We start from the raw sequence: 12,399 nt of genomic DNA, 5'->3' as shown, positions 1-12,399 counted from the left end.
TTGGTGCGGCAATCGGCGTATAGAGGGAGCAATCGTGCGGATTTCCCGATGGGTGGAGGGGTTCCGATGACCGAGGCCGACTTCGACGCCCTGGATAAGGCGATCCTGCTCGAGCTCCAGCGCGATGGGCGGGCGCCCTTCACCAGCATCGCGGCCCGCCTGCAGGTGGCGGAAGGCACGGTGCGCAAGCGGGTCAACCGCCTGGTGGAGCGGGGCGTCTTGCGGCTGGTGGGCATCATCGACCCGGCCCGGGTGGGCCGGACCATCCAGGCCATCGTGGGAATCCGTGTCGGTGACGGCCACGTGGAACAGGTGGTCGAGCATCTCCGCTCCCTCCCGCAGGTCCGGTACCTGGGCGTGACTGCCGGCGCCTACGATCTGATCATCGAAGTGGTGGTCTCCTCCAACGAAGACCTCTACCAGTTCCTCACCAACCAGCTCCGGCAGGTCCCGGGTGTGGCTGCCAGCGACACCTCCCTGATCCTCAAGGTCTTCAAGGATCGGTATGAGTGGCGGCCCTACGAGGATGACCAGCCCGCCGCGGGGGAAGCGGGGACGTGATGGTCCTGATCCTCTGGAAGGGGGCTGCGCGCCTTGAAGCTGCAGCGCTGGTTCCGCACCGCCGGCCTGCTGGTGGTGCTGGCGGCTCTGGTGACGGCCTGCTCGGCCGGGGTCCAGGCCCAAGCGGTCAGGCTGGGCATCATTCAGATCGTTGAGCATCCCTCCCTGGACCAGGCCCGGCAAGGCTTTCTCGACCGGCTGGAAGAGCTGGGCTACACGGTTCAGGCCGATTATCAGAACGCCCAGGGCGACATGGCCACGGCCCAGATCATCGCCCGGAGCCTGGCCGAGAGCCGACCGGACCTGATCCTGGCCATCGCCACCCCGACGGCCCAGGCCATGGCCCAGGCGACCTCCACCATTCCCATCCTCATCACCGCGGTCACCGACCCGGAAGCGGCGGGCCTCGTCGAGCGGAACGAGCGCCCTGGCACCAACGTGACGGGGACCTCGGATCTCAACCCGGTGGACCTCCAGCTGGCGCTGGTGCCCAAGCTGGTGCCGGACGCCCGGCGGGTGGGCATCGTCTACAACGCGGGGGAGGCCAACTCGGTGGTCCAGGTGGAGTGGGCCCGCCGGGTGGCGGCGGAGCTGGGCCTCACCTTGGTGGAGGCGACGGTGGCCACCTCCAGTGAGGTCTTGCAAGCGGCTCAGAGCCTGGTGGGCCGGGTCGATGCCCTCTACGTCCCCACAGACAACACGGTGGTGAGCGCCCTGGAGGCGGTGGTGCAGGTGGCCGAGGCGGCCCGGCTCCCCCTGGTGGTGGGTGAGCCTGACAGCGTCGCCCGGGGCGGTCTGATCACCGTCGGCATCGACTACTACCAGCTGGGCCGGCAGACGGCCGACATCGCGGACCGGGTCCTGAAGGGAGCGAACCCGGCCGAGCTGCCCATCGAGTACCAGACCAACCCGCGCCTGGTGGTCAACCCGCAGGCCGCGGCGCGGATGGGGGTCCAGCTGCCCGAAGAGCTCCTGGTTGAGGCGGAGCAGGTCGGGTCGTGAGCAGCACCTTGGTCCTGGGGATCCTGGAGCAGGGCCTGGTCTACGGCATCATGGCCCTGGGCGTCTACCTCACCTTCCGGGTGCTCAACTTCCCCGACCTGACCGTCGACGGAAGCTTCACCCTGGGAGGGGCCATCGCGGCCGCCATGATCGTGGCGGGGCACCGTCCCGCGGTGGCCACCCTGGTGGCCGTGCTTGGCGGCCTGGCCGCCGGCGCGGCCACGGGGCTCCTCCACACCCGGCTCCGGGTCTCGGGCCTCCTGGCCGGCATCCTCACCATGACCGCGCTCTACTCAGTCAATCTGCGGGTCATGGGGCGGTCCAACGTTCCGCTGCTCCGGCGGGAGACCCTCATCACCCAGGTGGAAAGCCTCTGGGCCTCGCCCTGGACCACCCTCCTCTTCCTTCTGGTGGCCGGGCTGGCCGTGAAGCTCTTGCTCGACTGGTTCCTCCAGACGGAGTACGGCCTGGCCATCCAGGCGACGGGCGACAATCCGGCCATGATCCGCAGCCTGGGGGTGGACACGGACCAGGCGGTCCTGGTGGGCCTCGCCCTCTCCAACGGGCTGGTGGCCCTGTCGGGCGCCCTGGTCGCCCAGTACCAGGGCTTCGCCGACGTGGGGATGGGTATTGGCATGATTGTGGCGGGGCTCGCTTCCGTCATCTTGGGCCAAGCCCTGGTGCGGGTCCGGGGCGTCTTCTTCGGCACCCTGGCTGCCCTGGTAGGCTCCATCCTCTACCGGGCCGCGGCGGGCCTTGCGCTGAGGATGGGCCTGGCCCCGGGGGATCTGAAGCTGATTACCGCCCTGGTGGTGGTGGCCGCCCTCGCGGTGCCCCGGACCCTGGAGTGGGCCGGCCAGCTCCGGCGGCAGGCCCGTCCCCGGTCCGAGAGGGGTGGGGAGTATGCTTAGCCTGCGGGGCGTCTCCAAGCGGTTCCGGCTGGACGGGGGCTGGGAGCGCCCGGCCCTCCAAGGGGTGGACCTCTTCCTGGCCGAGGGGGACTTTGCCACCGTCATCGGCCCCAACGGCGCTGGCAAGTCCACCCTGCTCAACGTGGTGGCCGGCACCCTCCGGCCTGAGGAGGGGCAGATCTGGCTGGACGGCCGGGAGCTCTCCCACTGGCCGGAGCACCGGCGGGCCCGGTGGATCGCCCGGGTCTTCCAGGATCCCTTGCGGGGGACGGCGGCCCACCTGACGGTGGAGGAGAACCTGGCCCTCGCCTGGGCCCGGGGCCGCCGGCGGGGCCTCCGCAGGGCGGTGGGGGCCCGGGAACGCCGCCGGTTCCAGGAGTGGCTGGAGCAGCTCAACCTGGGCTTGGAGCACCGGCTGAAGCAGCCCGTCGGCCTCCTGTCGGGGGGCCAGCGCCAGGCCCTGGCCCTGGTGATGGCGGCCGCCACCCGGCCCCGCCTCCTCCTCTTGGATGAGCACACGGCCGCCCTCGACCCCACGGCCAGCCGCCAGGTGATGGAGCTCACCTGCCGGCTGGTGGCGGAGCACCGCCTGACGGTCCTCATGGTGACCCACAACATGGAGCAGGCCCTGGAGGTGGGCAACCGGACCCTGATGATGCACGAGGGCCGGATTATCCTGGATCTCCAGGGCGAGGCCCGCCGCCGCATGGGGGTGGAGGAGCTGGTCGCCTCCTTCGCCCGGCTCCGGGGCGAGCGGCTGGTGGAGGACCGGCTCCTCTTGGGCTAGGCGCGCCTGGGGCGCGGCTCGTGGGTTGGCCCGCCTCGCCTCAGGCCCGGCGCCAGAAGCTGGGCGTGAGGAGCAGGAACAGGGTGTAGAGCTCCAGCCGGCCTGCGATCATGAGCAGGCTCAGAAACCACTTGAGGGCCGGCGCCAGCCCCCCGTAGGACCCGCTGGGCCCCAAGGGTCCCAGCCCCAGGCCGATGTTCCCCAGGGTGGCCGCCGCGGTGTGCAGGGCGGTCAGGGGGTGAAGACCGGCCAGGGCCAGGACAGCGGCCGCTCCGGCGAAGACCAGAAGGTAGAGGAGGATGAAGGCCGTCGCCCCCCGGACGGCCTCTTCACTTAAGCTCCGCTCCCCCAACCGGATGGGGAGGACCACCTTGGGGTGGAGGAGTTGAATGACCTCCCGGCGGAGGACGCGGGCCAGGATCACCCACCGGATCACCTTGATGGAGGAGCTGGTGGAGCCGGCACTCCCCCCGATGAACATGGCCATGAGCAGGAGGAACCGGGCCGCCTCAGGCCACTGGGTGGTGTCGGCGGTGGTGTAGCCCGTGGTGGTGATCAGGCTGACAGCCTGGAAGAGCCCCTGGCGGGAGGCCTCGGCCAGGGGGAGCCCCCCGCGGGCCAGGGTGGCGGTGAGGAGCAGGGCCAGCACGCCCATGCTCCCCAGGTAGGCCCGGAACTCGGGATCCCGGTAGGCGGCCAGCCCTTGGCCCCGGAAGAGGGCCCGGTCGTGCAGGGCGAAGTTGGTGCCCGCCAGGACCATGAAGACCAGGATGATCAGCTCCACCACTGGATCCTGGAAGGCCGCGATGCTGGCCGTGTGGCTGGAAGAGCCGGCGGTGGCGATGGTGCCGAAGGCGTGGACCAGCGCGTCGAAGAGGGAGAGGCCCCGGGCCCAGAGGAGGAGGGCCGCCAGGGCCGTCAGCCCTACGTAGATGGACCAGACCAGGCGGGCCGCGTCCCGCAGCCGGGGCCGGAGCCGCTCGTTGGCCGTGCCGGAGGCTTCCGCCCGGAGGAGCTGGAGGCCTCCCACCTCCAGCCGGGGCAGGATGGCGATGGCCAGCACGATGATCCCCATGCCGCCCAGCCAGTGGAGCAACCCCCGCCAGAAGAGGACCCCCGGCGGGTGCGCCTCGATCGCGGTGAGGACCGTGGCCCCGGTGGTGGTGAGGCCGGAGGTGGCCTCGAAGAAGGCGTCGGTGAAGGAGGGGAAGCTCCCCGACCAGGCCAGGGGCACCGCGGCCACCAGGGAGGCCACCACCCAACCAAGCCCCACGGTGGCCAGGGCCTCTCGGGGGTGGAGGGCCTCCGCCCCGCCGGAATGGGAGGAACGGCCCCACCGGCGGAGCCCCCAGCCGGTGAGCCCCGCCCCCAACCCCGCGCCCAGGAAGGCCGGAAAATCAGGCGTGCCGGCCGCGAGGGCCCAGGCCGCGGGCAGGAGCATGGCCGCCCCCATGAAGAGGATCAGGGTGCCCAGCATGTGGACGATGAGCCGTATGTTCACGGGATTGCTGCCTCGCTTGGGTCTCCCCGCTGTGCTCTTCGGGCCGTCCCCTCAACTTCCTCGGAAGAGCGGCTGGACCCTTGGTTCGACCTCCGGCTTGAGGAAGAGGAGGACCTCGTCCCCTGGCTGGATGACGGTGGCGCCCCGGGGGATGAGGACCTGGTCCTCCCGGATGATGAGGCCGATCACCACCCCGGGAGGCAGCCCCAGGCGGGCCACAGGCCGCCCGGCGGCGCGAGCGCCCGCCTCCACCACCAGCTCCAGGATCTCGGCCTGGCCTTCGGCCAAGAGGGTGAGGCTCCGCACGTTCCGCCGCTCCACCAGCTGGAGGATGAAGCTGGCCGTCACCACCCGGGGCACCACGCAGGCTTGGATCCCCAGCCGATGGGCCAGGGGAATGTACTCCTCCCGGGCCAGCTCGGTGATGCAGGTGGGGGTGCCCCGTTCCCGGAGCATGGTGCCCACCAGCAGGTTCCGGTGGTCGTCGCCGGTGGCGAGGATGCACGCGTCGGCCCGGGCCAGGGCCTCCTCCTCCAGGAAATCGGGGTCGGCCGGATTGGCGTTGAGGACCATGACCGCGTCGGGGAGCCGCTCGGCCAGGACCCGGCACCGCTGCCGGTCCCGCTCCACCAGCCGGACGGCCAGCCCCGGCTTCCGGCCCGTGGTCAGGAGGCGGGCCAGCTCCAAGCCCAGGGGGCCGCCCCCGAAGATGACCACGTCCCGGAGGGGATGCTCGTCCCGGCCCACCAGCCGCCGGACCTCGTCCAAGGGACCCGCCGCGGCCATGAAGTAGACCCGGTCGCCCGGCTGGATGAGGGTGGCCCCGTCGGGAAGGACCACCTCGCCGTCGGGCCGGATGATGCCGGCGACCACCGTCTGCTCCAGGCCCAGCTCCTCGATCCGCCGGCCCGCCGCGGGAGCCTGGGGCTCGATGAGAAAGCTCACCATGAGCGCCCGCTCCCCGGCGAAGAACTCCACCTCCGAGGCGGCGGGGGTCCGGAGCATGCGGATGATCTCCTGGGCCGCGAGCTCCTCCGGGCGGACCACCCGGTCGATGCCCCAGCCGGCCAGGCCCGGGCTGCCGGACGGGTCCAGGGTGGCGTACTCGGGATCCCGGACCCGGGCCACACAGAGGGGCTGGCCCAACCGCTTGGCCACCAGGCAGGCGACAATGTTCACCTCGTCGCTCTCGGTAGCGGCCACCAGGAGCCGGGCCCGCTCGATGCCCGCCTTCCGGAGGACGGAGGGCGAGGTTCCGGGCCCGGCCAAGGTCATGACGTCCAGGTGCTCCGCCGCCTCCTCCAGGGCCCCGGCCTCCTGGTCCACCAGGACCACCTCGTGGCCCGCCTCCGCCAGCCGCCGGGCCACCTCAAAGCCGAGCTTGCCCGCGCCGACCACCACCGCCTGCACGAGGGTCCCTCCCGCCTGGCAGCGTTCGCCTCGGGGTGGAGCCCGCGCCCAGCCCCTCCCCCAATGGCCACTAGTATACCGTTGGAAGACGGTGGAGGAAAGGGCGTTCCAGCGCCAGGGCCTTCATTGACCTGGACCAGCCCCTGTGGTACGATACCGGTATCTGTGAGGTTTCATAGGTTGAGGCGATGAAGGGGAGCAGTACCACCCTCTCCCCGGTTCAGAGAGCCGCCGGGGCTGGGAAGGCGGTCCGGGGCCGGTGGGAACTCGCCCCAGAGCCTGAAGACCGAGACGGCGCCGACGGCGCCGGCGTAGACTCTTCCGGAGGTGCCCGTTACCGCACCAGCCCGCCTCCTGGATCCGCGGCGATCCACGGGGGCGGGATCGAGGTGGGCGGCGGCCGGCCGCCAAGCGGAGTGGTCCCGCGGAAGGTAAGCCTTTCGTCTCTGCATGACGAGGGCTTTTTTCTTTCAAGGCTTGTGGAACGACCGGGGCGCGGCGGGGCGCCCCTGTGGCAGGGTGAGGTGAGGGCCGTGGAGACCGAATACCGTCCCCATGTGATCGAACCCAAGTGGCAGGAAGTGTGGCGGACGACCCACCTGTACCGGGTGGTGGAGGATCCCGCCCGGCCCAAGTACTACAACCTGGAGATGTTCCCCTACCCGTCGGGGGATCTCCACATGGGCCACGTGCGGAACTACAGCCTGGGCGACGTGATGAGCCGCTATTACCGCATGCGGGGCTACAACGTCCTCCACCCCATGGGTTGGGACGCCTTCGGGCTGCCCGCGGAGAATGCGGCGATCCAGCGGGGGGTCCCTGCGGCCCAGTGGACCTGGTCCAACATTGAGCGGATGCGGGGCCAGCTCCAGCGCCTGGGCTTCAGCTACGACTGGGACCGGGAAGTGGCCACCTGCGCGCCGGACTACTACAAGTGGACCCAGTGGCTCTTCCTCCTCCTGTACAAGCGGGGGCTGGCCTACCGGGGGAAGGCCCTGGTCAACTGGTGCCCGGGCTGCCAGACGGTCCTGGCCAACGAGCAGGTGGAGGGCGGCCAGTGCTGGCGGTGCCACTCGGAGGTGGAGAAGCAGGAGCGGGAGCAGTGGTTCTTCCGGATCACCGCCTATGCGGACCGCCTCCTGGAGGACCTCAAGCTCTTGGACGGCTGGCCCGAGCGGGTGAAGGCGATGCAGGCCAACTGGATCGGCCGTTCCGAGGGGGCCGAGGTGGACTTCCGGGTGGAGGGGCTGGACGAGACCATCACCGTCTTCACCACCCGGCCGGACACCCTCTGGGGCGTCACCTACATGGTCCTGGCGCCGGAGCACCGGCTGGTGGAGCGGCTGATCGAGGGCCGGCCGGAGGCCGAGACCGTCCGGGCCTTTGTCCAGAAGGTGAAGGCCACCCCCGCCCGGGAGCGGGAGCAGATGGAGAAGGAGGGCGTGCCCACCGGCGCCTTCTGCATCAACCCTGTCAACGGCGAGCGGGTTCCCATCTGGGTGGGGAACTACGTGCTGAGCGAGTACGGCACCGGCGCGGTGATGGCGGTGCCCGCCCACGACCAGCGGGACCTGGAGTTCGCCCGCAAGTACGGCCTCCCCGTCAAGGTGGTGATCCAGCCGCCTGGCGGCTCCCTGGACGAGGCCACCATGACCGAGGCCTACGTCGATCCGGGGATCATGGTCCACTCGGGTCCCTTCGACGGCACGCCCAGCCAGGAGGGGATCCAGCGGGTGATCGCCTACCTGGAGGAGCGGGCGTTGGGGCGGAAGGCGGTCAACTACCGGCTGCGGGACTGGCTCATCTCCCGCCAGCGCTATTGGGGCGCGCCCATCCCCATCATCTACTGTGACCGGTGCGGCATGGTCCCCGTCCCCGAAGAGGATCTGCCCGTCCTCTTGCCGGCCAGCCTGACGGACAAGACGGGCGGCACCTCCCTGGCCGACGCGCCCGACTTTGTCGCCACCACCTGTCCCCAGTGCGGCGGCCCGGCCCGGCGGGAGACGGACACCATGGACACCTTCATGTGCTCCTCCTGGTACTTCCTCCGCTTCGCCTCGCCCCACGAGGAGAGCGCCCCCTTCAACCGGGAGGCGGTGGACTACTGGCTCCCCGTGGACCGGTACACGGGCGGGATTGAGCACGCGGTGATGCACCTGCTCTACTCCCGCTTCTTCACCAAGGTGCTCTACGATGCGGGGCTGGTCTCCTTCCAGGAGCCCTTCACCCGTCTCTTCACCCAGGGGATGGTGACCCTGGGCGGGGCGGCCATGTCCAAGTCCCGGGGGAACATCGTGGACCCCGACGAAATCGTCAACACCTACGGGGCCGACACCGCCCGGCTCTTCATCCTCTTCGCGGCGCCGCCGGAGAACGACCTGGAGTGGAGCGAGGCGGGCGTGGAGGGGGCCCACCGGTTCCTCCAGCGGGTGTGGCGGCTGGCCGCGGAGTGGGCGCCACTGGTGAAGGGCGCCGGACCCGTCAACCCGACGGAGTTCGGTAAGGAGGAGCGGGATGTCTACCGGACCATCCACGAGACCCTCCAGAAGGTGACGGGGGACATCGAGGATCGGTTCAGCCTCAACACCTCCATCAGCGCCATGATGACCCTGGTCAACCGCCTCTACCAGTACAAGGAGGAGGCGGAGGCCGTCCGGCCCGAGCTGGCCCGGGAAGGGCTGGAGAAGCTGGTCCTCATGCTGGCCCCCTTCGCGCCCCACCTGGCGGAGGAGCTCTGGCATGAGGCCCTGGGCCACCAGGAGAGCGTCCACCTAGCGGCCTGGCCCGAGGTGGATCCCGACGCCCTCCAGCGGGAGGAAGTGGAGGTGGTCGTGCAGGTGAACGGGAAGCTGCGCGACCGCATGCTGGTGCCCGCCGCGGCCGATGAGGCCGCCTTGCGGGAGCAGGCCCTCGCCCTCCCCAAGATCCAGCCCTTCTTGGAAGGCAAGGAGGTGGTCCGGGTGGTCGTCGTGCCCGGGCGCCTGGTCAACGTGGTGGTCAAGTAGCGGCAAGAAGCCGCGCTCGGCGGAGGCGGCTCCCTTCCCCGGGGCGAAAGCCCCGGGGAGGACCGCCACCCAGGGAAGGGCCGGCAGGAGAGGGGCGCCCCCCAGGCGAAAGAAGCAGCGTCACCGGTCGCCCGACCCGCAGGGGGGAAGGGGGTTGTCCGGTGATGCTTGCTTTTCGCCCCTGGTGGCGCACCCTCACCCTCCTGGTCCTCCTGGCCCTCCTCCCCCTGGCTTGGCGGGGAACGGGCCGGGAGACACCCATCCTGATCCAGCACGTCTCCAGCGATCCCACGCACGTCCCGCCCCCGGTGGCGATGCTCTCCGTCGCCGATCCAGGGCCGCCCGGGACGCTCCGCAGCGCGAGGGGGCTGTTGGTGGCGGGGGCCGCCCAGGCGGCCGATGCCGCGGCCGAAGGGTCCGCGGTCGAAGAGCCTCTCCCCGAGGCGCCCTTGCCGGCTGGGCCCCTGCCGGAGGAGCGCCCGCCGGCAGGCCGGCTCGGCGAGGATGAGGCACCCACCCGCCCGTGTCCGAACGACGCGCCCGACCCCCAGCACAGGTCTGACCAACCCGCCCGGGGACGGATCAACCTGAACACCGCCGATGCCGCCTTGCTCCAGACCCTGCCCGGCATTGGCCCCGCCCTGGCCCAGCGGATCCTCGAGTATCGGGAGCGCTGGGGGCCCTTCACCCATCCCCGCCAGCTCTTGGAGGTCTCCGGCATCGGCGAGAAGCGGCTGGAGCAGCTCCTGCCATGGGTGACGGTGGAGTAGCCCGGCCCCTGGTCCCCCTCTTCCTCGGTGGCGTGGCGGCCAGCCTGGCGGCCGGCCGGTGGCCCCCCGCCCTCTGGGCGGCCGGCGGGCTCCTGGCGGTGCTCCTGGCCGGCTCGGGAAGGGCCGCATGGGGCCCCGGCTGGCTCCTCGCGGGCGGCCGGTCCCGCCTGGCCGCCCTCTTCGCCGCGGGAGGGTTCCTGGTCAGCCTCCTGGCCGCCGGCTCCCTGGCCCGGCTCCCGGGGGATCTGCCCGAGCTCTTGGCCCGGCCCCAACCTCTGGATCTCCAGGGGGTGGTGGCTGGGCCGCCGGAGCCCGTCGTGGGAGGCTGGCGCTTCCCGCTGCGCCTCATCGCGGCCGGCGACGGGGCGGGGACCTGGTGGCCCGCCCGGGGGCGGGTGAGCCTGCTCGTTCGGGTTCCGGAGCTGGAGGGCCGCCCGGGCGAGCCAGGGGTCCTGGAGGAGCTGGGCCTGGGCCTGGGGGACCGGGTGGCCGTCCGGGCGGAGCTTCGCCCCCTCCCCTCCGACGGCAATCCAGGCCTCTTCTCCCCGGGAGCCTGGCGGCGCCGGCAAGGGGTGGCGGCGGAGGGCTGGCTGCCCTCCCCCCGCTTTCTCCAACGGCTCGAGACAGGCACGGGGCTTCGGGCCTGGGCGGAGGGGCTGCGCCTCCGCTTGGCGGTCCGGCTCTTCGAGGGGCTGGAGCCGGAGCTGGCTGGTCTCGGGGCGGCACTCCTCCTGGGCGACCGCCGCTGGCTGCCCCCGGCCACCGCGGATCAGGTGCGGGCGGCAGGGCTGGGCCACCTTCTGGCGGTCTCGGGGCTCCATGTCGGGATCCTGGGCGGCCTGGCCTGGTGGCTGGTGGGGGGGCGGCGGCAGGAGCCGGGGTGGCTGGTCCGGGGGGTGATCAGCCTCTGGCTGGGGCTGGTGGGCCTGCTGACGGGAGGGGCTCCCTCGGCCCAGCGGGCGGTGATCATGGCCCTGGTGGGGCTGTGGGCCCCAGCAGGCCGCCGGGATCCGGCCCAGGCCCTGGCCGCCGCGGGCTTGCTCCTGCTCCTCCGCCATCCCTTAGCCGGGCAGGACCTGGGCTTCCAGCTCTCCTTTGCCGCCACCGCCGGGGTGCTGCTCCTGGGGCCCCGGCTGGGCGAGGCGGGCCGGCGGGCGGTGGGCCGTCTGGGCCTGGCCTTGGGGTATGGCCTGGGTGCCGGGCTGGCCGTGGCCCCTTTGACCGCTTGGCACCTGGGGGAGGTGGCCCTCTGGGGGGTCCCCGCCACCCTGGCGGCCACCCCGGTGCTCACCGCCGGCCTGGTGGGGCTCCTAGCAGTGGCCGTCTTCGGGAGCGGGGCGCCTTCCTGGCTGGTGGACGGGACCGAAGGCGCGTTGGAGGCGCTCCTCGCCGTCGCCCGGGTGAGCGGGGGGCTGCCCGGGGCCCGCTGGTCCATCCCTCGGCCGCCCGGGTGGCTTTTCCTCCTGGCCGGGGGAGCCTTCCTCTGGGGCGCCCGGCAGGGACCGCGCCTCCTCCCGCAGGGCCTGGCGAGGCGGCGAGTGGTCCTGGCCGCGGCCGGGGTGGCGCTCCTGTGGGGGTGGAGTTGGGGGCGCCCCCCGGGCCTGCTCACCTTGACCGTCATCGATGTGGGGCAAGGGGACGCCCTGCTGGTGGAGACGCCCCGGGGGCGGCGGGTGCTCATCGACGGGGGCGGCTGGCCCGCTTTCGGGGCGGCGCCGGCCCCCGACGTGGGGGAGCGGGTGATCCTCCCCTTCCTCCGGGCGGAGCGGATCGGCCGGTTGGACCTGGTGGTGAGCACCCACCCTGATGGGGACCATACCCTGGGCTTGCGGGCGGTCCTGGAGAGGATGCCCGTGGGCCTCCTGGTCCACAACGGGTGGATCGGCCCTGGGACGGCGGTGGATCTCTTGGGACCGTGGCGGGCCGAGGCGGACCGCCTGGTCTGGCAGGGGCCTGGCCGGCCGCGGGCCCTGCCCCACGTGGCCCTCCACGCGGGGGATCGGATCCTCCTGGAACCGGGGGTGAGCCTCACCGTCCTCCACCCGCCCCGGGAAGGCTTCCCCCGGGACGGGAACGACGGGTCCCTGGTCCTTCTCTTGGAAGGGCGGGGGGTTCGGTTTCTCCTCCTGGGGGATGCGGAGCGGCGGGCCCAGGAGGCCATGCTCCGCCGCTGGGGCCGAGAGGGTTTGGCCAGCGACGTGGTGAAGCTGGCTCACCACGGGGCGGCTTCAGGCACGTGGCTGCCCTTCTTGGAAGCGGTGGCGCCCCAAGTGGCGCTCAACTCAGCGGGCCGGGCCAACCGGTACGGCCATCCCCATGCCGAGACCCTGGCGGCCCTCCAACGGCTCGGGGTGCCCCTCTACCGGACCGACCGGGACGGGGCCCTGCGGGTGGTGGTGGGACGGGGGTGGGCCCGGGTCCAGGCCTTGGGGCGGTCCGGCTCGCCGTGAGG

At 72.0% G+C, this 12,399-nt stretch carries 9 protein-coding genes; 7 read left to right on the top strand and 2 right to left on the bottom strand.

The features are described from left to right. Positions 1-66 precede the first annotated feature (66 nt). Genes FWJ67_RS05445 through FWJ67_RS05430 form a run of 4 tightly spaced genes read left to right on the top strand, consistent with a single transcriptional unit; the run spans position 67 to position 3,261 of the window. On the top strand, positions 67-561 hold the full coding sequence (locus tag FWJ67_RS05445) for an Lrp/AsnC family transcriptional regulator (RefSeq protein WP_304173448.1): 495 nt from the start codon (positions 67-69) through the stop codon (positions 559-561). Positions 562-594: 33 nt separating this feature from the next. Continuing rightward, positions 595-1,563 carry an ABC transporter substrate-binding protein gene (locus FWJ67_RS05440; protein WP_304173446.1) on the top strand — a complete coding sequence of 323 codons (969 nt, stop codon included), beginning with the start codon at positions 595-597 and terminating at the stop codon, positions 1,561-1,563. Further along, positions 1,560-2,474, top strand: a complete 915-nt coding sequence (locus tag FWJ67_RS05435) for an ABC transporter permease (RefSeq protein ID WP_304173444.1) — start codon at positions 1,560-1,562, stop codon at positions 2,472-2,474. The genes FWJ67_RS05440 and FWJ67_RS05435 overlap by 4 nt, the downstream gene beginning before the upstream one ends. Beyond that, positions 2,467-3,261 carry an ABC transporter ATP-binding protein gene (locus tag FWJ67_RS05430; RefSeq protein WP_304173441.1) on the top strand — a complete coding sequence of 265 codons (795 nt, stop codon included), beginning with the start codon at positions 2,467-2,469 and terminating at the stop codon, positions 3,259-3,261. The genes FWJ67_RS05435 and FWJ67_RS05430 overlap by 8 nt, the downstream gene beginning before the upstream one ends. Positions 3,262-3,301: 40 nt before the next feature. Here the strand turns inward: FWJ67_RS05430 and FWJ67_RS05425 are convergent, their stop codons facing one another. After that, positions 3,302-4,762 (bottom strand): TrkH family potassium uptake protein, encoded by a 1,461-nt coding sequence (locus FWJ67_RS05425; RefSeq protein ID WP_304173439.1) that lies wholly within the window; start codon positions 4,760-4,762, stop codon positions 3,302-3,304. A 51-nt stretch (positions 4,763-4,813) separates the two neighbouring features. Then, positions 4,814-6,172, bottom strand: coding sequence for a Trk system potassium transporter TrkA (gene trkA / locus FWJ67_RS05420; protein ID WP_304173437.1), 1,359 nt, complete (start codon positions 6,170-6,172; stop codon positions 4,814-4,816). Positions 6,173-6,705: 533 nt separating this feature from the next. Between trkA and leuS the strand changes: the two genes are divergently transcribed. The 3 genes from leuS to FWJ67_RS05405 all read left to right on the top strand — a co-directional run bounded on the left by leuS (position 6,706) and on the right by FWJ67_RS05405 (position 12,397). Continuing rightward, complete coding sequence (gene leuS, locus FWJ67_RS05415; protein ID WP_304173435.1) at positions 6,706-9,177, top strand: leucine--tRNA ligase; 2,472 nt, start codon at positions 6,706-6,708, stop codon at positions 9,175-9,177. A gap of 164 nt (positions 9,178-9,341) precedes the next feature. Beyond that, the gene (locus tag FWJ67_RS05410; RefSeq protein WP_304173477.1) at positions 9,342-9,947 is read left to right on the top strand and encodes a ComEA family DNA-binding protein; all 606 of its coding nucleotides are present in this window, start codon (positions 9,342-9,344) and stop codon (positions 9,945-9,947) included. Continuing rightward, positions 9,929-12,397: a DNA internalization-related competence protein ComEC/Rec2 gene (locus tag FWJ67_RS05405; protein WP_414481963.1), complete on the top strand. Its 2,469-nt coding sequence runs from the start codon at positions 9,929-9,931 to the stop codon at positions 12,395-12,397. Before FWJ67_RS05410 ends, FWJ67_RS05405 begins: the two co-directional genes overlap by 19 nt. Positions 12,398-12,399 lie beyond the last annotated feature (2 nt).

Origin of the sequence: Limnochorda sp. (assembly GCF_047459355.1) — a bacterium.
Taxonomy (GTDB): domain Bacteria; phylum Bacillota; class Limnochordia; order Limnochordales; family Limnochordaceae; genus Limnochorda.
Note: the sequence above shows the minus strand (reverse complement) of the source record. Positions and strands in the feature narration are given on the sequence as shown.